This is a genomic window from Nocardia sp. Tas62D01, assembly GCF_055232035.1.
This window is the reverse complement of record NZ_JBUYUZ010000001.1, coordinates 3,352,762-3,374,981: the sequence shown is the minus strand read 5'-3', so window position 1 is coordinate 3,374,981 and position 22,220 is coordinate 3,352,762. Positions and strand designations below refer to the sequence as shown.

General features: G+C 65.7%; 12 protein-coding genes and 2 tRNA genes. All 14 read right to left on the bottom strand.

Going from position 1 to position 22,220, the window contains the following annotated elements; translation table 11 throughout:
• Positions 1-3 precede the first annotated feature (3 nt).
• Positions 4-765: an ABC transporter ATP-binding protein gene (locus tag ACV7NQ_RS16400; RefSeq protein ID WP_463360459.1), complete on the bottom strand. Its 762-nt coding sequence runs from the start codon at positions 763-765 to the stop codon at positions 4-6.
• The gene (locus tag ACV7NQ_RS16395) at positions 765-2,537 is read right to left on the bottom strand and encodes a branched-chain amino acid ABC transporter ATP-binding protein/permease (protein WP_463360458.1); all 1,773 of its coding nucleotides are present in this window, start codon (positions 2,535-2,537) and stop codon (positions 765-767) included. The genes ACV7NQ_RS16400 and ACV7NQ_RS16395 overlap by 1 nt, the downstream gene beginning before the upstream one ends.
• Before the next feature lie 5 nt (positions 2,538-2,542).
• On the bottom strand, positions 2,543-3,403 hold the full coding sequence (locus tag ACV7NQ_RS16390) for a branched-chain amino acid ABC transporter permease (protein ID WP_463360457.1): 861 nt from the start codon (positions 3,401-3,403) through the stop codon (positions 2,543-2,545).
• Positions 3,400-3,792 carry a hypothetical protein gene (locus ACV7NQ_RS16385; protein ID WP_463360456.1) on the bottom strand — a complete coding sequence of 131 codons (393 nt, stop codon included), beginning with the start codon at positions 3,790-3,792 and terminating at the stop codon, positions 3,400-3,402. Before ACV7NQ_RS16385 ends, ACV7NQ_RS16390 begins: the two co-directional genes overlap by 4 nt.
• A gap of 643 nt (positions 3,793-4,435) precedes the next feature.
• A complete protein-coding gene (locus ACV7NQ_RS16380; protein ID WP_463360455.1) occupies positions 4,436-4,678 on the bottom strand; it encodes a transposase in 243 nt (80 codons plus the stop codon).
• Between the two features lie 222 nt (positions 4,679-4,900).
• Complete coding sequence (locus ACV7NQ_RS16375; RefSeq protein ID WP_463360454.1) at positions 4,901-6,292, bottom strand: aminotransferase class I/II-fold pyridoxal phosphate-dependent enzyme; 1,392 nt, start codon at positions 6,290-6,292, stop codon at positions 4,901-4,903.
• Positions 6,289-12,693, bottom strand: coding sequence for a type I polyketide synthase (locus ACV7NQ_RS16370; RefSeq protein WP_463360453.1), 6,405 nt, complete (start codon positions 12,691-12,693; stop codon positions 6,289-6,291). The genes ACV7NQ_RS16375 and ACV7NQ_RS16370 overlap by 4 nt, the downstream gene beginning before the upstream one ends.
• Positions 12,694-12,774: 81 nt before the next feature.
• Positions 12,775-13,335 carry a GNAT family N-acetyltransferase gene (locus tag ACV7NQ_RS16365; protein WP_463360452.1) on the bottom strand — a complete coding sequence of 187 codons (561 nt, stop codon included), beginning with the start codon at positions 13,333-13,335 and terminating at the stop codon, positions 12,775-12,777.
• Positions 13,336-14,155: 820 nt separating this feature from the next.
• Positions 14,156-14,228: transfer RNA gene (locus ACV7NQ_RS16360), tRNA-Ala, on the bottom strand.
• A gap of 715 nt (positions 14,229-14,943) precedes the next feature.
• Positions 14,944-15,017: transfer RNA gene (locus tag ACV7NQ_RS16355), tRNA-Ile, on the bottom strand.
• A 133-nt stretch (positions 15,018-15,150) separates the two neighbouring features.
• Positions 15,151-16,215 carry a DUF3566 domain-containing protein gene (locus ACV7NQ_RS16350; RefSeq protein ID WP_463360451.1) on the bottom strand — a complete coding sequence of 355 codons (1,065 nt, stop codon included), beginning with the start codon at positions 16,213-16,215 and terminating at the stop codon, positions 15,151-15,153.
• Between the two features lie 45 nt (positions 16,216-16,260).
• Positions 16,261-18,771, bottom strand: coding sequence for a DNA gyrase subunit A (gene gyrA, locus ACV7NQ_RS16345; protein WP_463360450.1), 2,511 nt, complete (start codon positions 18,769-18,771; stop codon positions 16,261-16,263).
• 88 nt (positions 18,772-18,859) lie between these two features.
• The gene (gene gyrB, locus ACV7NQ_RS16340) at positions 18,860-20,905 is read right to left on the bottom strand and encodes a DNA topoisomerase (ATP-hydrolyzing) subunit B (protein ID WP_463360449.1); all 2,046 of its coding nucleotides are present in this window, start codon (positions 20,903-20,905) and stop codon (positions 18,860-18,862) included.
• 672 nt (positions 20,906-21,577) lie between these two features.
• Entirely contained in the window at positions 21,578-22,147 is a 570-nt protein-coding gene (locus tag ACV7NQ_RS16335) for a DUF721 family protein (RefSeq protein WP_463360448.1), read from the bottom strand.
• Positions 22,148-22,220 lie beyond the last annotated feature (73 nt).

The following is a 22,220-nucleotide window of genomic DNA, read 5'->3' as shown; positions in this document are numbered from 1 at the left end:
GACCTACTCCTTTGGAGGTTTCATGTCGGTGGAACTGGCCGCTTCCTCATGACCGAAGTAGGCGGCACGGACAGCTCCTTCGTCCGTGAGCGCTCCCGGTGCGGAGAGCGTCACGGTCCCGAGACGGAGCACGTGCATCTGGTCACACAACCTGTTGAGCCGGGCGTAGTCCTGCTCGACGAGCAGCATCGACAGGCCCGTCTGCTTGAGCTGGCCGAGCGACTCGTATATCCGGTCGATCACGACCGGGGCGAGCCCCAGCGAGGGCTCGTCGAGCAGCAGGAGCCTCGGCTGGGACACCAGGGCCCGGCCGATGCTCACCATCTGCTGCTCACCTCCCGACAGCAGTCCTGCCAGCTGCTTGCGTCGCTCGTGCAGTTTCGGGAAGAGCTCGTAGACGGTCGGCAGCGTGGCCGCCAGCCGGGTCTTGACGCCGCGCGGCCAGGTGGAGATCGCGGCTAGGCGGAGGTTCTCCTCGACCGTCAGCTTGCGGATCACGCGGTGGCCCTCGGGAAGCAGGACGACCCCGCGGCGCAGCCTTGCCGCGGCGCTCTCGCTCGGGAGTTCGTTCCCGTCGAGCCGCACGGTCCCGCCACGCGCCGGCTGCAGGCCTGCGAGCACCCTGAGCAGGGAGCTCTTGCCTGCACCGTTGGCGCCGATCACGCCGATCGCCGCCCCCTGCGGGACGTCGATGTCGATCTCGTGCAGCACGTCGGTAGCTACGCCGTACCCCGCCCGGAGTCCGCGCACCTCGAGGAACGACATCACTCACCACCTCCGAAGTACGCCGCGACGACCTCAGGCCGGTCGAAGACCTCGCGGGGGGCTCCGGCAGCCAGGGTCTGGCCACCGTCCAGCACGTGAACGTGGTCCGCGACCGAAGAAACGAAGGAGACGTTGTGGTCGATGAGCAGGATCCCGATCCCGGACTGGGCGAGCCTGCGGATGATGTCGGAGAGGGTCGCGCACTCGTGCTCGTTGAGACCGGCTCCGGGCTCGTCGAGCAGCAGAAAGGACGGGGAGCCCGCCAGGGCGCGGGCGATCTCGACCAGCTTCTGGGTGGAGTACGGCTGCGCTCCGACCGGCTCCCAGAGGTCGGTGTCCACGCCGAGGGCGCGCAGCAAGCCGACCGACTCCTCGAGGCTGTGGCGCGTGTCCGCCCGCGCCGCCGGCGAGTCCAGGACCTCGCCGAGGACGGTAGCGCGGGCGCTGGAGGCGAAGCCGAGTGCCACGTTACCCACGACCGAGATCTCGGTCAGCAGCTTCGCCGTCTGGAAGGTGCGTACCACGCCCAGCCCGGCCACCTTCTCCGGACGACGACCGTCGAGCCGCTCGGAGCCCATCACCACCCGGCCCGCGGTCGGGACGACGTGACCGGTCACGCAGTTGACCAGGGTGGTCTTGCCTGCACCGTTCGGCCCGATCAGACCCAGGACGTGACCGGGCCGGACCTCGAGCGAGACGGAGTCGAGCGCGTGCACCCCGCCGAACTCCACGCCGATGCCCTCGATCCGCAGCACCTCGGTGTTCTCGACCACCGGGAAGGAGACCCGGGAAGGCTTGATCTCCGGCGGACGACGCCGCAGCCAGCGCCCCACCGTCAGGTCCAGCAGTCGGGAGACACCGCCCTGCCAATACCCGAGCAGCACCAAGATGGCGACGCCGAGGATCAGTGTGTTGTAGCCCGAGCTCGCGGCGCCCGCCTCGTCGATGAAGACGAGGGCCGCCACACCCACGACCGGTCCCAGCTGCGTGCCGGCGCCACCGATCAGCACCGCCAGGATGAGCAGGATCAGCCGGGGCAGGCCGAAGGACTCCGAGGCCACGAGCAGCGCCTGGTGGGCGAACAGCGATCCCGCGAGGCCGGCGAGCATGCCGGAGACCACGAACGCCACGAGACGCACCCGACCGGGGGAGACGCCGACCGCGGCCAGCGCGACCGGGGACTCGCGGTGGGCGATGAACTTGCGGCCCATGCCCGACGATGTGAGCCGCGCGGAGACCTCCCAGGCCAGGATCGCGGCCACGGCGGCCAACCAGTAGTAGGCCATCGAGTTGGCGGGCAGGTCGCTCCCGAACGCCGTGGCGTAGGGGATGCCGAGCAGTCCCTCGGCGCCTCCGGTCAGCGAGGTCCACTTGAGCATGAGCTCCTGCACGGTGACGGCGAGGCCGAGCGTGGCGATGGCGAGGAACAGGTCCCGCAGGTGGCGGGTGGGCAGCCACACCAAGATGGAGACGACCGCGCAGATCAACATCGCGAGCAGCGTGGCCACCAGGAACGGGAGTCCGGCCTTCATCTCGAGCAACACGGCTGCGTAGGCGCCGATGCCGTAGACGGCGATGTGCGCGAGCGAGAAGACCCCGGCGTAGCCGTAGATCAGGTTGAAGCTGACGGTCAGGATGAACGCCGTCGCCGCGGTGATGGCCAGGTAGACGTAGAAGCCGTCACCCTGCACGCACAGACCGATGAGCACGAGGACGACCGGGGCCACGAGCGTCTGCCACCAAGCACGGGGCATCGAGAAGGCACTGGACATCGGCGTCAGACCCTTTCCGCAGTGCGGGCGTTGGCGAACAGCCCCGCCGGTCGCAGTGCCAGGACCAGGAAGAGGAGCACGAAGACCATGCTCACCGAGTAGCGAGGGCTGACAAACTGGGTGAAGGCGGCCTGCACGCCGGCGACCACCAGGGCGCCCACGACCGCGTTTCTGATGCTGCCGAGACCACCCACCACGGCCGCGGCGATGCCGTAGATGACGAGCGGGAGCGCGTTGCCCATCGAGACGGCCGAGATCGAACTCTGCAGGATTCCGGCCAGCCCGATCGCGCCTCCGGCCAGCGCCCACGCGACGCAGGCCACGACACCGGTGCGGACGCCGTACATCCCGGCCAGCTCGCTGTCGGCCGCCGTCGCCTCCAGTGCGTTGCCGGCCATGGTCCGGTCGACGAAGACGAGGACGCCTGCGATGAAGACCGCCGCCAACACGACCGCGAGGACCCGCTCGGTGGCGAAGGTGGTGTCACCGATGGTGATCGTGCCGTCGATCATGGGGCCGGCCGAGTAGCCTTCGGTGGCCCAGACCCGCCCGGCGACGAAGTCCAGGACCATACCGAAGCCGAGCAGCGCGAGCGACAGCGCGACGTGGTCGAGCTTGGTGCGCTGGCCCCACCAGGTCGACGCGAAGTACGCCACCAGGCTGAGCAGCACCGCGACCAGCATCGTGACGACGATGCCGACGACGTCGGGCGACATCTCGTTGACGTAGAAGATGCCCACGATCGCCGCCATGTAGCCGGCGCCGAAGTTGAGGATGCCGCTCGAGCGGTAGACCACGTTGAGCGAGACCGCGACCAGCGCGTAGATCGCGGCGTTGGACAGGGTCGTGACGAGGAACTGGATCACCCCACTCCTCCTTCGCGACCGACCGGCGGGCGGGAGTCATAGGCGACGTATCTGGCGATGAGCCCGTCCGTGCCGACGAGTCCGACGGCGAGGTACGACAGCAGTTCAGCGCCCGACTCCTCGGTGACCCAGCCCTCCACGTAGAACCGGTCACCGACCGTGTCGAAGCGGGACTCGTGGGTCCAGGCGCGAGGACCACGTGCCTCGAAGAGGCGCTCGATGGCCTCCCGGCCCGATGCCTCCATGCGGCGCGACGTGGGGCCGGTGAGGTCCGGGTCATAGGCGGGGTGGGAGTAGAAGGCGTCTTCGGAGAAGCAGCGCGAGGCTTCTGCGAAGTGGCCCGCGGTGAGGTGCTTGAAGTACTCGATGGCGACAGTGGGCAAGCTCATCGCGTCCCCTTGGTAGTGAGTCGCGGCACCCCATGGGAGGTACTCGCCTGAGCCGTCGCGACGGCCTTTGTAACCATGGTCACATGGAACATGAATCTAACGTCACTGTCAATAAGGGAAGGAGGATGAGCCGCTCCCCGTGCAGCCTGCCTGCTTCAGAGCCGCCTCCCGAACAGATCAGGCGTGGATGACGGTGCACGTGCAACCCGCTGGCAAGCCCACCGCTGGGGCTCCGACAAACATGAAACGGGCGTCAGTTCTCTACTCGAGGTTCAGACAGGAATCGCCAGCCGCACGACGAAGGTGGCTACATCGCGACAATGGCGTACGGACCACTCCGGCTCACACGACCACGCTCCAGACACCGATGCCCGCAACTCCTAGCTAGGCTGGGGCCGGACCGATCCGGCAAACGAAGCGGCGTCCACGACGACGGTCCTGGACGCCGCTTCCCCATGCCTCTTGGCCTACATATCAGGTGGCTGGTGTCGAACGGGCTCGTTGTGTGCTCAGGTCGTGGCGGTGGGGCCGCCATCGCAGCTGGCGGTGGCGGGCGGTCGCCTGTCTTTCGGGATCGGTCGTTGCGTGCGTGGGAGGGGTTCGACGGGGCAGGTGGGGCCCTGGGTGGGTTGTCGTGGCGGGATCAGGCGGTGGCCGTGGTCCAGGTCCGGCCGGGTCCGCTGTTGATACCGGGCACGGCGAGGCGGGCGAGGTTGGTCGCGGCGGCGAGCAGGGAGAAATCGGCGGCGACCTTGTCGAGGCCGATCACGCGGGCGCGGCGTCCACCGTGTTGACGTCGCATGAGGTGGCCGATCTTGCGTTCCACTTTCGGCGGGTCGCTGTGTATTCGGTCCGCCAGGCCGGTCGGTTCGGGTGACGCGGGCACGGGTGAGTCGAGCCTCGTGGGGGCCGATGGTCACGTTGTGGCCTTTGCTGGAGCCGGTGCATTGGGCGGCCAACGGGCAACCGGCGCAAACCTTTCCGAATGAAGCCGCGCCACCACCATCAGCGCCGGGACGGATCGGGACGCTCACCTGGTTGGGGCAGGTCACGGTTCGGTTCTGCAGACGGGCAACGAGAATGATGGCAACCTTCTCGTGGGTTCCGACTAACTCTCGACGGTCGAGTCGGGGATCTTTTCCGTCTGTGCGATCGTCACAACCAGTAGATCTACGGTTTTCGTCAGCTGCTCCTCCGTATGTTCCGACGTGATGAAAAAGCGGAGGCGTTCCTGGCCTGCGGGGACTGCGGGGGACGCGATCATGCCGGCGTAAATGCCGTTCTGGAGCAGGGTCGAAGAGACGTAGCTGGCGCGGATCTCGCCTGGGACGATGACCGGGACGATGGGTGTACCTTGGGAGACACCGAGATTCACGCCGCGGTCGGTCAGCGCCGCGTGGAACTGCCGGGCATTGGCCCATAGCCGGGTCAGCCGGTCGGGTTCCTCCTCCAGCACATCCAAGGCCGCCAGGGCCGCGCCGATGGCAGACGGTGCAGGGCCGCCGGTCAGCATCGCGACGCCGGGGGCCGACGACTTCATCGCGCCGACGAGATCGGCGTCGGCCGCGACGAATCCGCCGCAGCTGCCCAGTGCCTTGGACAGCGTGGCCATCCAGATGTCGACGGCTTCGCCGGGCATGCCGTAGTGCTCGCGGATGCCGTGGCCGTGCTCGCCGAACACCGCAAAGGAATGCGCCTCGTCGACCATGACCGCGCAGTCGTATTCCCGTGCGATGGCGGCCAATTCGTCGATGCGGCCGACGGTGCCGTCCATGCTGTAGTGGCCCTCGAGCACCACTAGGCCCCGGTCGAATCCACTACGCGAGGTGCGCAGCACCGACCGCAGCGATTCGGGGTCGTTGTGGCGGAAGCTGATTCGCCGGGCGCCGGACCACTGGACACCGGAGATGACGCTGCCGTGGATGAGTGAGTCGCAGATCGCGACATCGCCATCATTCAGGAGGAATCCGATGACTCCGGCGTTGGTAAGGTAGCCGCTGGTGGTCACCATCGCGTCGCCGACGCCGTAAATATCCGCCAGGCGGCGTTCCAACTCCTGGTAGAGCGGGATCTCACCGGCCACGATGCGACTGGCCGACGCCGACGCACCGTACTGATCAAGTGCCTGCTTGGCCCCGGCGATCACCCGGGGATGGTTGGCCAGTCCCAGGTAGTTGTAGGCGCTGAAGTTGACCAGCTCGGCGTTCGCCAGTTTCGGGTCCGAAGCATGGATCACCGTGTCGTTCGGCCCGGTTCGGGGCAGGAACAACGGATTCACCAGTGGGCCCTGCTCGTACAGTGCGGAGATCATCGCCCGCTTCTGCACGGCCGCCGCCACGTCCGGGTGATCGGCGAACTGCCGCCCCGGCCCACGACGGGGGCGGGACGGTGCCGCAGGCCGGACCGGTATCCTCAGCGTCGCCGTCGATGCTGCCGCAGATTCCCCGGAGTTGTTTCCCGCCAGCAGCTTTCGTGCAAGGTCACGTGCCGACTCGGTCATGCCGACACCTCCGCCGTCACCACCGGCACCTCGGCCGGTGCGGGTGGCATTCCGATCGATCCGGCACCCTCGACGATCGCCTCCGCGGCCTTGGCACCTGCTTGCTCCAGGCTGAACGAACGCCCGAGCTTCAGCGAGATCAGCTCGACACCAAGGGTTTGCGTGACCAGCGAGCCGAATTCCACGGCCATCAGCGAGTCCAGCCCCAGTTCAGGCAACGGCACAGTCAGGTCGATCGATTCGGCGGACACACCCATCACCGACGCCAGCTGCTCGGCGAGCATGTGCGCGACCACCTCGCTGCGCTTGGCTTCATCGAGAGCGGCGAGTTCGGCCCGCAATCGGGTTGCGGCGGAATCGTTCTGCGCCGCCGCCGCGATCATGGCCTCGATCCGGCCGGTCAGGGCCAGCTGCGGCCCCGTGGCGGCGACCCGGGTCCAGTTGATCGGGAAGATGTCGACCCGGGTGACTCCGAGCCGGAGTGCCTCCTCCAGATATTGCGGCCCCTCGTCCATTTCGATCGTGTCGAAACCGGTGTTGACCAAGTAGCGGGCGAGATTCTCGTCGGCTGCCGCCATACCGGCGCCGGTCATATGGCCCCAGCCGACCGCCAGCGCGTTGATCCCCTCACGAGCAAGAGCTTCCGCGTAAGCGTTCACCGCGATGTTCGCCGCGGTGTAGGAGTAGTGACCGATACCACCGAAAATGGCGCTGCCCGAAGAGAACAGGACAAACTGGTCGAGCTGCGCACCGGCCGCGGCGACACCCGCCCGCAAGGCCCGCGCGCCATTGAGCTTCGGCCCGAACACCTTGGCCAGGCTGGCGCGATCCATCACACCGATTCGCTTGTCGTCCACGGCACCTGCGGTGTGGAAAATACCTTTCAGCGGATGCTCGGGCGAATGTGCCCGCACGATCACCGCGGTGACCGCCTCCGCATCGGTCACATCGACCAGTTCCGTGGTGATCTCGACATCCTGCTGCTCCCAGACGACCAACTGCTGCCGGGCCTGCTCGGTGGTAGCGCCGCCGCGCCCGAGCAGAGTCAGGCGCCGGGCTCCCTTGCCGACCAGCCAGCGGCCGATCGCCAGGCCGAACCCACCGAAACCACCGGTGATCAGATACTGCGCGTCGGGATCGATCACGACATCGGGGATCTGCGGACGCACCAGCGGTGCCTCCTCGTCGAGCCGCAGCGCGACACGGCCGATCCGAGTGGATCGCGCGACCTCCTCGAAGGCATGGGCGACGTCGGCGGTGCCGAACAACTCGAAGGGCAGCGGCCGGTAGGTGCCGTCGTCAAGTTTGCCGTTGACCTTACGGACGAAATCGAAGACCTGCTGCTGGCGCACCTTCATCATGCGGTCGAGGTCGAACGAGAAGTACGCCACGTTCTTGTCGAAGTGACGCAGCTCCAGTACGCCGCCGAAGTAGATGTCGGCCTTACCGACCTCGACGATGCGCCCGAATTCCGCGACCGCCTTGAAGTTCTGGACCAGGATCTCGCCAGGCGCCGAGCTGATCACCACATCCGCGCCGCGACCGTCGGTGAGCTCGAGGACGTCGTCGACGAAGTTCAGCGATCGCGAGTGCAACGCGTAGTCCGCACCTTGATCCTCCAGGACATAGGCCCGGCGCTCGCCCGTGCTGGCCGTGCCGATCACCTGTGCGCCATGGAGTTTCGCGATCTGCACGGCCGCCGAGCCGACACCGCCGGCTGCGCCGTGTACCAGAACGGTCTCCCCCGGCTGTAGCCGGGCCAACTCCAGCAGCGCGTATTCGGCGGCGGTGAACGAGGTCGAACTGCTGCACCCACCGGGTTCGAAGCCGGAGCTGACCCGCCAGACCAGATCTGTGCTGAGGGTGTTGAATCGGCCGATCATCCCCTTGCAGGCCAAGTTGACGTTGTCGCCGATCTCGACTCCGGTGACACCCGGGCCGATGCGGACGATGGTGCCAGAGCCCTCCATGCCCGGGACGGTGCCGAAGAAGGTGTCGCCGAGTTCGCGCTCGCCGAGCAGGCCGATGACCCGTAGCGAGTCCTTGTAATTGAGGCCGACAGCCTTCATTCGCACCTCGACCTCGCCGGGGCCAGGCTCACGCCGGTCGCCCCGGCGCCAGCCCAGTCGCGAGAAGGTCTTGGTCTTGGGCAGTTCCAGCCGGAAGTCGGCTTCCGGATCGGTCAGCGGTTCGGCTTCGTCCAGTACGTCCAGGCGGTTCTGCAACGTCCGGCTCACCACGGTGGTCCAGCGCGAACCGTTGTGCAGGAACACCTCGTCGACATGGTCGTGAGTGAAGGCACCCGGAACGTCCAGTTCCGCACCGAGATCCGCGTCGGCGACCTCGGCCTCGACATCGATCAGCCGCCACCGCAACCGAGGCTGCTCGTTGAGCAGCGCACGCCGGGCACCGGCCAGCGCGGCATGGCTGGGATTCGGCGCAGCGCTGCCCTCGGGGTGAGTCGAAGCGTGCTCGGTCACGACAGAGGCGTAATAGGTGCCGTCGCCCAGGACCGGCTTCTCGGCGCCTTGCTCTTGCAGCCAGGAATCGAGGAACTGCTCGGCGGTCGGATCGAGGAACTGCTCGGCGGTCAGCGCGATCCGGCGCAGGGTCCAGAGGTTGTCCATATCGTCGTAACTCGAGCCGGCGACCACCACTAGGTGCAGCCGGTCTATGCCCGGGATCGTGCGGACCGCCCGAAGTCGTTCGTCCAGTACGGATTCCAGATCCTCGCGAGACGGATCACCTGTGACGAGCAACTCGGATCGGGCAGCGATGCGGGCGATCTGCTCGGCGCGCGCGGTGGCGGCGAAGTCCATCGCGACCACCAAGGTGAACAATCCGTCCGTCGGCGGCAGCGCACCGCGATCGATGGGATCGCGCATCACCCAGCGGTCTTCGTAGAAGAAGTCGATCATGCGCTGCATTGCACCGGGTCTCGGTGCGATCGAACCGAACTTCATTCCGATGATCTGCAGGCACGTGTTGTGATCGGCGTCGAGCAGATCGATATCGGCCGTCGGCTCATCGGTGGTGTCGAGGCGGGCCACCACGGTGACCTCTTCGGGCAACGGCGCGAGCAACCGCACCGCACCAACAGCGACCGGGACCATAGCACCGTCCTGCGTACCGCCGGCGCCCTCGAGCATGGCGGCCACACTCTGCAACGCGGCGTCGACGACCGCCGGGTGTGCAGGATGCCGCCCCTGGCGAGCGATGGTGCCATCCAGGGTGCTGACGACCGTGGACCCGGAGATTCGGACCGAGGTCGCACGGCGGAACGTGGGCCCGTAATCGAGCCCACGGGCCGCGAGCCCGGCGTAGAAGTCGGCGGGGTCGATCTCGAGCATCGAATCGACCTCGGGCACATCGACCTTGGTCGGTTCGTAGACACCTTCCACGAGCCGTCCGACGGCATTGATCGTCCAGACCGAACCAGCCAGAGTGCGGGAGCGGATGGTGAATCGCCGGGTCGACTCCTCCAGATCGAATTCCATGATGGGCGTCTCGCCCTCATCGATGACCAGCGGTGCGACGAAGCGCAGGTCCTCGACTGCCACCCGCGCGGACCCGGTCCGCAGCACCGCTGCGCTGAGTGCCGCATCCACATATGCTGCGCCGGGCAAGATCCGGGATCCGCCGACCACGTGATCGGCCAGCCACGGCAGCGATTCGATGCCCAACTGAAGCTGCCAGGTCGACTTGTCGTCCGGATTCTGGTCGCCCAGCATCGGATACGCATCCGGGGTTCCGTGCCGCTTGCGCTGATACGCCGGGAGATCGTTGCGCAGGTGGGTGCGCTGCCACGGGTAGACCGGCAGCTCGATTTGCCGGGTCGGCGTGGGCAGATCGGCGAAGAGCGCGTCGATTTCGAGCACGCCCGCCGTGTACAGCCCGGCGACGGTCTGCCGGATGCTCTCGGCGTCTTGCTGCTTGCGATTGAGGGTGGCGACGGTGGTGCCGGTTTCGCCTGCGGCGATCAGTATTTCGCGAATGTTGGTGCCCAGCACCGGATGCGGGCCTACCTCCACGAAGACGCGGCTGCCATCGCGGACGAGTTCGGTGATCGCATCGGCGAAGCGCACTGCCTGGCGCACATTCCCACACCAGTACTCGGCATTCCAGTCCGCTCCGGTGACGCGATCACCGGTCACTGTGGAGTACAGCGGGATTCGCGGCTCCGACAAGTCCAGATCGGCGAGAACAGTGCGCAGCTCGTCCAGGATCGGATCCATCAAATAGCTGTGGTAGGGCACCTCGACCTGCAGGTGCCGGGCGAAAATTCCTCGTTCCGTGAGGGATTCGGCGATCTCGTCCAACCGGGCGACCTCACCGGCCAGGGTTACCGCGGACGGGCTGTTGATCGCGGCGACGTCCACCCGGGCGTCACCCGCGATGAGTTCCTGCGCGTCGGCGAGCGCCAGGCCGACGGCGAGCATGCCGCCGGAACCGGCGGTGGTGGCCTGCAGCCGGGCGCGGTGGTAGCTCACCAGCAGAGCGTCGTGCAGTGACAGCATCCCGGCTACATAGGCGGCCGACACTTCACCGACACTGTGGCCGAGGACTGCGGCGGGTTTGATGCCCAGCTCCTGCAGCATCGCGAAAAGCGCTACCTGCACAAGGAAGTTCGCGGGCTGTGCCACCGCAGTGGTAGTGACGCGAGACTCCTCTTCCGGACGCAGCAATTCCGCAACGATCGACCAGCCGGAGATTTCCTGGAATACCGTGTCGATGCGCGCGGCCTCTTCCGTGAAGGTGCCGCCTGCCTGCAGCAGGTCGCGACCCATCGCCCACCACTGCGGACCCATACCGGTGAACACGAAGACCGGCTCGGGGACCTTGCGCGAGACAGCCCGGCTGATCCGGCCCTCGCCACCGGCGAATTCGACCAGTCGGCGCACCAATTCGCTGTCATCACCGAAGGTGATCCCGGCGCGGCACAGATGGTGATTACGCCGGGTCCACGCCGCCTCGGCCAAGCGGCCTGGGTCGGCGCCATCTGCGATGCGCTCGGCGAAGCCGCGGGCAAGGTCACGCACGGCCTCCTCGCTGCGCGCCGAAATCGGCAGCACGCCGAAGTGTTTCGGCTCCCGCTCCCCTGTCTCCGGGGCGCGGTGCTCTTGCAGGATCGCATGCGCATTGGTGCCGCCGTAGCCGAATCCGTTGACCGCGATGGTCATTCGTTCGACTTCGATTCCGACATGCTCGGCCTCGAGCTGCAACCGAAGACCCAGATCCTCGAACGGAATATCCGGATTCGGGGTGTCCAGCCAGCCCTGCGGAGCGATGGTCCGTTTGGACACCGCCAGCGCCGACTTGATGACACTTGCGATTCCAGAGGCGGCCTCGGTGTGACCGAGCTGGGCCTTCACCGAACCCACCCCCAGCGGCGCGATGCGGCCCTCGACGGCGCCGTAGGCGCGGCCGATCGCCTGCAGCTCCAACGGGTCTCCCACCGGAGTGCCGGTGCCGTGCGCCTCCACGTAGTTGACCTCGTGGGGCGCAATACCCGCACGGCGGGTGACCGTCTTCGCCAGGGCCTCCTGCGAATCCGCGTTGGGCACGGTGATGGCGGTGGTCCGCCCGTCCTGATTGGAGCCGGTCGCCTTGATCACCGCGTAGATCCGGTCGCCATCGCGTTCGGCATCGGCCAGCTTCTTGAGGACAACCATGCCGGCACCCTCACCACGGCCGTAACCGTCGGCGGCGGCGTCGAACGGCTTGCTGCGGCCGTCGGCGGCGAGGAAGCCGCCTTTGCACATGGAGACGAACAGCTCCGGCTCGGCCAGCACCGTCACACCGCCCGCAATGGCGACCTCGCAGTCACCGTTGTCGATCGCCTGGCGCGCCAGATGCAGCGCGACCAGCGACGAGGAGCACGCGGTGTCGACGGTGATCGCGGGACCGAGGAGGTTGAGCGCGTACGCGATCCGGTTCGAGATCATCGTGTACGACGCGCCGGCCGCGGTATGCATGTCGACGAACGGCAATGCCGGGCCGCCCACGGAGACACCCAGCTGATCGATAGTGAATGCACCGACGTAGACGCCCAGCGGCGCACCCGTGATCTGCCCTGCGATGCCGGCGTCGTCGAATGCCTCCCAGGAAACCTCGAGGATGAGGCGCTGCTGCGGATCCATCGCCGCCGCCTCACGCGGCGAGATACCGAAGAAGTCGGGGTCGAAGGCCCACGGGTCGCCGGTCATGAAAGCCGCGCGCTTGGTATACATCCGGCCGGGGGTACGCCTGTCCGGGTCGTAGAAGCGGCGGTAGTCCCAGCGGCTGGCGGGTATCTCCACCACGCCGTCGCGCTTGCCCACCACGAACTCCCAGAAGGATTCGGGAGAATCGATACCGCCGGCATAGCGGCAGCCGATACCGATAATTGCAATGTCGGACACTACGACTCCTCGGTCGAACTCACTAACACTGGGGTTCCCCCCCCGAGGAATGGATTCGTCGAACCGCGCCGGAATGTCCGGTTACGCGTCGGCTCGTGCCGGCACTTTTGCCATCACGTTGAGCTCGGGACCGTCGCTCCCGAGCACCGTGCGCCCGACGACCTCGCAGCCGAACGCTCGGTAATAATCGATATTCCCGTCTTTACACATCAAAAAGAGCGGAACCGATTGGGTGTCGGCCTTTTTCATGAGCGAGCCGACGAGTGCGCGGCCGACGCCGGAGCGCTGCACCTGGGGATCACTACCGAGATAGACGCCGAACAAATGTGATTCCTCGGGCGCTACGCGCTCGAAGGCGGCGTCCACTGCCATCCCTCGGGTAACGGCGGTACCCATCACCCACAAGAGCCGCAGCCCCGAGACGAATTCGCGCCAGGCGTTCTTCCGGTAACCGACCGGATACCACAGCAACGCGCCCACGACTCGGCCGTCGAGAGTGGCCACCTCGGCACCGCCGACCGGCAAGAACCGGTACAGGAGCATGATCCGCATCATGCGTGGCGCCCGCCGAAGCCGGACGTCATCAGAGGGGAAGATGAACTCGTCGACCGGGTCGCCATAGGCGAAGGCGCTGCCGAGCACCTGCACTATCCCGGGAATGTCGTCTCGCGTCGCGGCGCGGACGACCAGCCTCGTCGGCTGACCCAATGCTGTTGTCCCTTACATCTTGGCGATCGACCCGAGGTCGCCTACCGAACTTTGTGTACGTTACCGGGCAGTAGATTACATGAACGCCATAAACTTGCCACCTGTGGGCAGTGCGGCGAACTACTGGAGATGAGTTTCCGGTGGGTGCGAAGAAGTGGATCTGCGGCCGCAGTGTCGCGTAGATCTCGTTGAGCAGCAACAACTCTGGTTCGGTATGGCAGCGGTGATAGCCACGGCCTGACGCACCACCGACCAGTATCGCCACCCTCGTGGCCGACCAGGTCGATCTCCACGAACCCCGGCGCGCCTGGTCCCACTCGGCCCAGGTGCGGATCGGGATCTGAGACTTCAGCAGCGATCCCGGCTTGGTCGGTGTTCTTCCCCCGAGCTGCAACCGTTTCCGATCACCGGCCAGTCGGCGGTCGATGGTGGCTGCCGACATCGAGCACAGCTTCGCCACAACGTCGTCCACCGATCTCGAGCTCACCAGGCCCGCAACCGCTCTACGATCTCACCCAGGAACGGGCCAGCCGTTACCGGCCGTAGCACCCAGCACCGCCGACACGCGGAAACACACTTGCCAGCACGCCGATCCATCCTTGCGAGTGCGTGGACGCGGTCTCGGCATGCAATCCTCCGGAGGGCTACTCGCCGAGTCGCTCATCTTCACATGTGGACCGCTGGTGTGGACCTGAAGCCAACTCCCAGTAGCCAACTCCCAGTCAATTATAGCCTTGACCTGGGACTATCTCAGTGGAGCCTAGGGGAATCGAACCCCTAACCCCTGCCTTGCAAAGGCAGTGCTCTGCCAATTGAGCTAAGGCCCCGACACCGTTGATAGCGGCGGCGTCGATGGACGCCCGGAGAACGGTACCCTCCATCCGTCCGCACGGTCAAAACACACCGCGAGCCGAACCGTGCTCTGCACCCGGCGGCACAACGTGGACCACCATCCGGACAGGCCAGCTGAAATGGCAATCGGCGGACCATCCAGCGTGCCGACGACGATGGCAACACCCGCTAGCAGGACCTAACACCGCCCCGACCGCATGCCCGCCTTGGAACAGGCAGCAGTTCCCGGCCAGGCACACAGACGAAGCCCCGCACCGCCAACCGTCAGATTAATGAACGCTGTGTGCATCGGGTCATCCTCGAGATCGCGATCCTGGCGTGGAAACGGCACACGAGGGACAGCCGTGTGACCGATTGAGGGCTCACCAAGACACCGCAGTCGATTCTCCAGGTCCAGCCCGGTAGCCAGCCGAATGCCAAGCCGAAACAATGGGGTAGGAGAACCTCAACAACCCAAATCAAAATCGGAAAAGACCAGACCAAGGGCTATTTGGCACCGTAGCCGAAGGGTAAGAGGACTCAAATGAGCACGAAAGTGTGACGCGGAGACCAACTTCCCAGCTCACAGACATCTTTTGCGATCCAGAATTGACGAGAAGCCCGCCTGCGCGGCACCACAAAATACAGAAAAAAACAGACAAAATTCTTGGTCAAAACCCTCTGACCAGCAGAGTTGGCTGGAAGTTTCGGTGGGCCTAGGAGGACTTGAACCTCCGACCTCTTCGTTATCAGCGAAGCGCTCTAACCGCCTGAGCTATAGGCCCTCATCCTGTTCGATTCCCCGCCGAAGCTGTTAACCGAACCGAGGCACGAGATTACCCTACCGGTCTGCTGATGACCAAAACGGCCGGTATCGGCCCCGCGAGGGGTCGGTACCGGCCGCGTGGAAAGCCACATCTAGTCGGGGTCGGCCAGGGTCACCTGGATGCCGCCGACGAGGTCGCAGCACTGGTTGTAGATGAATGTGCCGACGGTGCCCAGTGCGGTGAACAGCACCACGTTGATCAGGCCGATGATGCCGGCATAGCCGAAGACCGTGCCCGCGTCGATCAGCCCCATCGACCCACTGTCCTGCGACACCATGTCGGTGAAGGTGTTGTTCAGCCGCTCCCACACGCCCATGCCCTCGAGCACGATGTAGAGCAGACCGACCGCGAGCATCCACACGAAGAACATGGCCACGCTGATCACCAGCGAGATCTTCAAGGTGGACCACGGATCGATACGACGGATCTGCACCGTCGCCCGCAGCGGCTCACCGCTGGCGACGGCCGCGGCCACCGCTACCGGAACCGCGGGCGAGATGGGCGGTTGCTGGCCGGTGGACTCCATCGGCGGCAACGGGTGCCGGATCTCCGAGAGGTCAGGCATGTCCTTGATCAGCTCGGGCCGGGCAATGCTGCGCGTCGGCCCGTCGATGCCGACCGACTTCACCATCGCCGCTTCCTTGCGGGCCGCCTTGGCCGCGAGGTCGGCGGTGGTGCGCGCGTTGGTCGCGCTACCGCCCAGACCACCGCCGCCACCGCCGAGACCGGCTGTCCCGGTCGGGCGACCGGTCACCGGCGACTGGCCGGGGCGGTACAGGTTGGACTGCGGCTCCCGCTGCGGAAGCTGCGCCCAGCTGTCCTGGTACTGCGACTGGCCACCGGCTTTGGATTGCTCGCCGGACTCGGACGACCCTGATTCGGAGTTCTTCCTCCGCGCCGTCGACTGGTCGAACGATCCGGGCCCCTCGGTGCCGGAGCCCTGCTCCGACGCCGACTGCTGCTTGGCCGCGAATTCGCCTTGCTTGTTGCGTGTTTCGTGCGACTGGGCACCACCCGGCGGGCCACCCTGCTGCCCGTTCTCGGCCGAAGCGACCGGCCGTGGGATCGGCCGCGGCGGAATCGGTGACGGTGCGATCCGTTCGGTCACACCGTTCGTCTGGTGCCGCTCGTCATTCGGCTGATTCGGAGTGGTCAATGGGAATCCTTAGATCCGTTCGTTGCCGCCGCTGTGGGTTTACTGCTAGGAAGAACCGTTGGTGCCGTCGTCGCCGTCGACCAATTCGGGCTCGTCGGCATTACGCGCGATAGCAAGCAACGTATCGCCATGAGCGAGGTTCATCAATCGCACGCCCTTGGTCTGTCGTCCAGCCTTACGAACCTGCTTCGCCGCCGTCCGGATGACGCCACCGCCGGAGGTGATCGCATACAACTCATCCTCGTCGTCGACGATGAGCGCACCGACCAGGGTGCCACGCTTGATGTCATATTGGATAGTCAATACACCTTTACCACCGCGGCCCTGCGCCGTGTACTCCTCGATCGCAGTCCGCTTGGCGTAGCCGCCGGACGTTGCGACCAGCAGATAGGTGCCCTCACGAACCACGTTGAGCGACAACAACTCATCGTCGGTATTGAACCGCATGCCCTGCACACCGGAGGTGGCACGGCCCATCGGACGCAACGCCTCGTCGGTGGCCGAGAACCGAATCGACTGCCCGTGCGCCGAGACCAGCAGCAGATCGTCGTCCGCCGAGCACAGTACAGCACCGACCAGCTCATCCTCGTCGCGCAGGTTTACAGCGACGATGCCGCCGCTACGGTTGGAATCGAAGTCCGACAGCTTCGACTTCTTGACCAGACCATTCCTGGTGGCCAGCACCAGATATGGCGCGTCTTCGTAGCCCTTGATCTGAATTATCTGGGCAATCTTCTCGTCCGGCTGGAAGGCGAGCAGGTTCGCCACGTGCTGACCACGGGCGGTCCGGCTGGCCTCCGGCAGTTCGTAGGCCTTGGCGCGGTAGACCCGGCCCTTGTTGGTGAAGAACAGCAGCCAGTCGTGCGTCGAGCTGATGAAGAAGTGCTTGACGATGTCGTCCTGCTTGAGACCCGCGCCCTGCACGCCCTTGCCGCCGCGCTTCTGGCTGCGGTACAGGTCGGTCTTGGTGCGCTTGGCGTAGCCGGTCTCGGTGACGGTGACGACCACGTCCTCGCGGGCGATCAGGTCCTCGTCGGCCATGTCGCCGTCGTTGGCCACGATCTTGGTGCGCCGCTCGTCGCCGTACTTATCGACGATCTCGGCCAGCTCGTCGCGCACGATCGCGCGCTGGCGGTCCGGCTTTTCGAGAATGTCCTTGAGATCGGCGATTTCGGCCTCGATCTTGACCAACTCGTCGATGATTTTCTGCCGTTCCAGGGCAGACAGCCTGCGCAGCTGCATGTCGAGGATGGCGGTGGCCTGGATCTCGTCGATGTCGAGCAACTGCATCAGCCCGGTGCGCGCGGTGTCGGTGTTGGCCGACCGCCGGATCAGTGCGATGACCTCGTCGAGCGCGTCGAGGGCCTTGACCAGGCCGCGCAGGATGTGGGCCCGCTCCTCGGCCTTGCGCAGCAAGTAGCGGGTCCGCCGGACGATGACGTCCAACTGGTGATCGACGTAGAGCCGGATCATCTGGTCCAGCCGCAGCGTGCGCGGTACGCCGTCGACGATCGACAGCATGTTCGCGCCGAAGCTGGTCTGCAGCTGGGTGTGCTTGTAGAGGTTGTTCAACACCACCTTGGCGACGGCGTCGCGCTTGATCGTGACCACGATCCGCATGCCGGCGCGGTCGGACGACTCGTCGTGGATATCGGCGATGCCGGCGATCTTGCCGTCCTTCACCTGCTCCGCGATCGAGTTGATGAAGTTGTCGGTGTTGACCTGGTACGGCAGCTCGGTGATGACGATCGTGGTGCGGCCACGGTTGTCTTCCTCGATCTCGACCACACCGCGCATGCGGATCGAGCCGCGGCCGGTGGTGTAGGCGTCGTGGATGCCCTGACCACCGACGATGAGCCCGTAGGTCGGAAAGTCCGGACCCTTGACCCGCTCCATACAGGCAGCCAGGGTGGCTTCCTCGTCGGCGTCGAAGTTGTCCAGCGCCCAGTAGATCGCCGCGGCCAGCTCGGTGAGGTTGTGCGGCGGGATGTTGGTCGCCATACCGACCGCGATGCCGTTGCTGCCGTTCATCAGCAGGTTCGGCACCCGGCTCGGCAGCACCGTCGGTTCCTGCGAGCGGCCGTCGTAGTTCGCCACGAAATCGACCGTCTCGTGGTCGATTTCGCGTAGCAGCTCCATCGCCAGCGGGGTCAGCCGGCATTCGGTGTAACGCATGGCGGCCGCGCCGTCGTTGCCGCGGGAACCGAAGTTGCCCTGGCCGTCGACCAGCGGGTAGCGCAGCGACCAGGGCTGCGCCATCCGGACGAGGGTGTCGTAGATCGAGGCGTCACCGTGTGGGTGGTAGTTACCCATCGTCTCGGCGACCGGGCGCGCGGACTTCACGTAACCGCGGTCGGGCCGGTAGCCGTTGTCGTACATCGCGTACAGCACGCGCCGGTGCACCGGCTTGAGGCCGTCGCGCACCTCGGGCAGCGCACGGCCGACGATCACGCTCATCGCGTAATCGATGTAGCTGTTCTGCATCTCCTGCTGGATGTCGACCGGGTCGATGCGGTCGCCTGCCCCGCCAACCGGCGGCAATGTGGTGTCAGTCATGAAGGCTCCTTATGGAGTTCGCGGCCCGGTCCCGAGGCAATTCGCCATCGAAGGAAGCCGAGCCCGAGGACTCTCTGCGTCAGGGCTGTTAAACGTCGAGGAAGCGAACGTCTTTGGCGTTACGGGTGATGAAACTGCGCCGGGCTTCCACGTCCTCGCCCATCAGTACGCTGAACAGTTCATCGGCCGCCGCCGCATCGTCCAAGGTCACCAGCTTCAGCACACGCACCGACGGATCCATGGTGGTTTCCCAGAGCTCTTTGGCGTTCATCTCGCCTAGACCTTTGTAGCGCTGCACGCCGTCTTCCTTGTTGATCTTCTTGCCGGCCGCGAGACCCGCTTCCATAAGACCGTCGCGCTCCTTGTTGGAGTATGCGAACTCCGGATCCGACCGTTGCCACTTCAGCTTGTACAGCGGCGGCTGGGCGAGATACACGTGACCGTGCTCCACCAGAGGGCGCATGAACCGGAACAGCAGCGTCAGCAGCAGCGTCGAGATGTGCTGGCCGTCCACGTCGGCGTCGGCCATCAGCACAATCTTGTGATACCGCAGCTTGGCGATATCGAACTCGTCGTGGATGCCGGTGCCGAACGCGGTGATGATCGACTGGACTTCGTTGTTCTTCAGCACGCGGTCGATGCGCGCCTTCTCGACGTTGATGATCTTTCCGCGCAGCGGCAGGATCGCCTGGTACATCGAGTCGCGACCGGACTTGGCCGAGCCACCGGCGGAGTCGCCCTCCACGATGTAGATCTCGGACTTGCTCGGATCCTTGGACCGGCAGTCGGCCAGCTTGCCCGGCAGGCCGCCGAGGTCGGTGGCGCTCTTGCGGCGCACCAACTCGCGAGCCTTACGCGCGGCGACACGGGCCTGAGCGGAGGAGACCGCCTTGTTCACAATGGTCTTCGCGTCGGCCGGGTTGGCCTCGAACCAGTGCGAGAGGTGCTCGTTGCAGGAGCGCTGCACGAACGACTTCACCTCGGTATTGCCGAGCTTGGTCTTGGTCTGGCCCTCGAACTGCGGCTCGCTGACCTTCACGCTCACGATGGCGGCCAGACCCTCGCGGATGTCGTCACCGGTGAGGTTGCCGTCCTTCTCCTTGAGCAGCTTCTTGTCCTTGGCGTACTTGTTGACCACCGTGGTGAGCGCCGCGCGGAAGCCCTCTTCGTGGGTACCGCCCTCATGGGTGTTGATGGTGTTGGCGAAGGTATGCACCGACTCCGAGTAGCCGGAGTTCCACTGCATGGCGACCTCGAGCTCGTGCCCGGCGCCCTTGCCGGTGAATCCGACGACCGAGTTGTGGATCGGCTGTTTGGTCCGGTTGATGTGCCGGACGAAGTCCTCGAGCCCACCCGGGTAGTGATAGGTGCGGGTCTTCACCTTGTGCTGCGGCGCGGCGACCGGAGCGTTCGGGTCGGTGTGCTTCGGCGCCTCGGCCGTCTCGCTGACCACATCGTCGGTGACGTCGGCGTCGGAGACGCGCTCGTCGGTCAGGGTGATGGTGAGTCCCTTGTTCAGGAACGCCATCTCCTGCAGCCTGCGGGCCACCGTCTCGAAGTTGTAGGTGGTGGTCTCGAAGATCTCCGGATCGGCCCAGAAGCTGATCGTGGTACCGGTGCGCTTGGTCGGATCGCCTTGGACCAGCTTGCCCGGGGTGGAGTCCTTGTAGGTCTGGCTCCAGTGGAAGCCGTCCCGGTCGATCTCGGCTTCCAGCCTGCTCGACAGCGCGTTGACCACGGAGAGACCGACACCGTGCAGACCGCCGGACACCGCGTAGGAATCGGAGTCGAACTTGCCGCCCGCGTGCAGCTGCGTCATGACGACCTCGATGGTCGGAACGCCCTGCGCGTGCATCGCCACCGGGATACCGCGTCCGTCGTCGACCACCTCGACGCCGCCGTCGGCGAGCAGGGTGACTTCGACCTTGCTCGCGTATCCGGCCATCGCCTCGTCGACGGAGTTGTCGACGACTTCCCAAATCAGGTGGTGCAGGCCGCGCTCGCCGGTGGAGCCGATGTACATGCCCGGACGTTTGCGGACCGCCTCGAGTCCCTCGAGGACCGTGATGGAGGAGGCACCGTAGTCCTGCTTGCCCGATGTCGCGTTGGTCGAGCCCGATGCGTTGGAGTCCATGGCAGCCACTGGTCGGTAGCTCTCCTTACTTGCTGATCCCCGGCACAGCGGTCGGGTAGCACACGTGAGGCCCGGGGTCTCATTACTCGAGATTTACGGGTCCACGCGCTGGCTGTGCCGAACGCGCCGAAGGTATCGCCGCTAGTTACGTAACCATCCTACTGGTAGGCCCAAGCCACAATGCACCTACGACACCCCTGGCAGCTCCGTGGATGCGAGAAATCGAACGACGACGGGTCCGTTCTGCCTTCTGAGGATTTCAACGCATCACGGCTGCCCTGAGGGAGGCACGTCCACTCCTCGACTTCCCCGCCGTTTGTCGACAGTCGGACGGCGGCGAAGTTTCGTCGCCCGACGGACACCGCAACCATGGGCAGCGGTCGGGGGCACCCGACGAGTTACCCCAGCGGTGACTCGTGCCGGTCATTGGATGACATGGAGTCTCGTCACCAGTGTGCGGGGCGGGCATAGTGCGGCCGCACCCTGCTACTGAAATCAGTTGGGACATAGTCGGTATTGCTGGCGGTCGGTAGTTTCACGTGGAACGCTCGCAGCCAATGCCGGACCGGCGGGCTACCGCACCGCACTCCGGCAAGGCCATGTGAAAAGTGCTGGATATCAACGAGTTCAACGTATACCGAAAACCACGTTCGGGCCCGGTGTTCGACCCCGCTATCCGTACGTATCCCGAGGCCCACGGCCCTTGATGTGCCGTTCGCCCTTGCGCCAACTCGGGGCCGCCGGTCCCGAAATACGTAACGAGGTGACCACGCCCTGGCCGACCGCGGCATTGATCTTCGCCAGGATCTGTCCCTGCAGCATGCGCAGCTGAGTCGCCCAGGCAGTCGATTCGGCGGCGATATTCAGCACCCCGTCCTTCAACGTCACCGGAGTCGCGTGCGATGCGATATCGTCGCCAACCACGCTGGACCAACGGCCGAAGACCATGCCTTCGGCAACCTTCGTCGACCAGCCGCGGTTCTTCGCGATCGACCCGGTGAGCCGCGAAAGCAGCTGGGGATCACGGTCGTCCGGGCGCGCACCCGACCATCCGGTGCGGCGCCTGCCACCGGCCCGCAGATTTCTGCGCGGCGAAGCCCGTCCCTGCCCGACCGACTTGCCGCTGGCCTTAGCGGCCGCGCGGGCCTCTTCGAGCGCCCGCCGCGCCAGATCTATGCCACGCAACTCCGGCTCCGCACCAGGCTGTGCGGCAGCAGCGCCCTGTTCCGGCTGATCGCTCATCAACCCGCTCCGTTCGCACGCACTTGCTTTGTCCCCAGCTTTGTCCACTCTGTCCCCAGCCGCCGATTGAGTA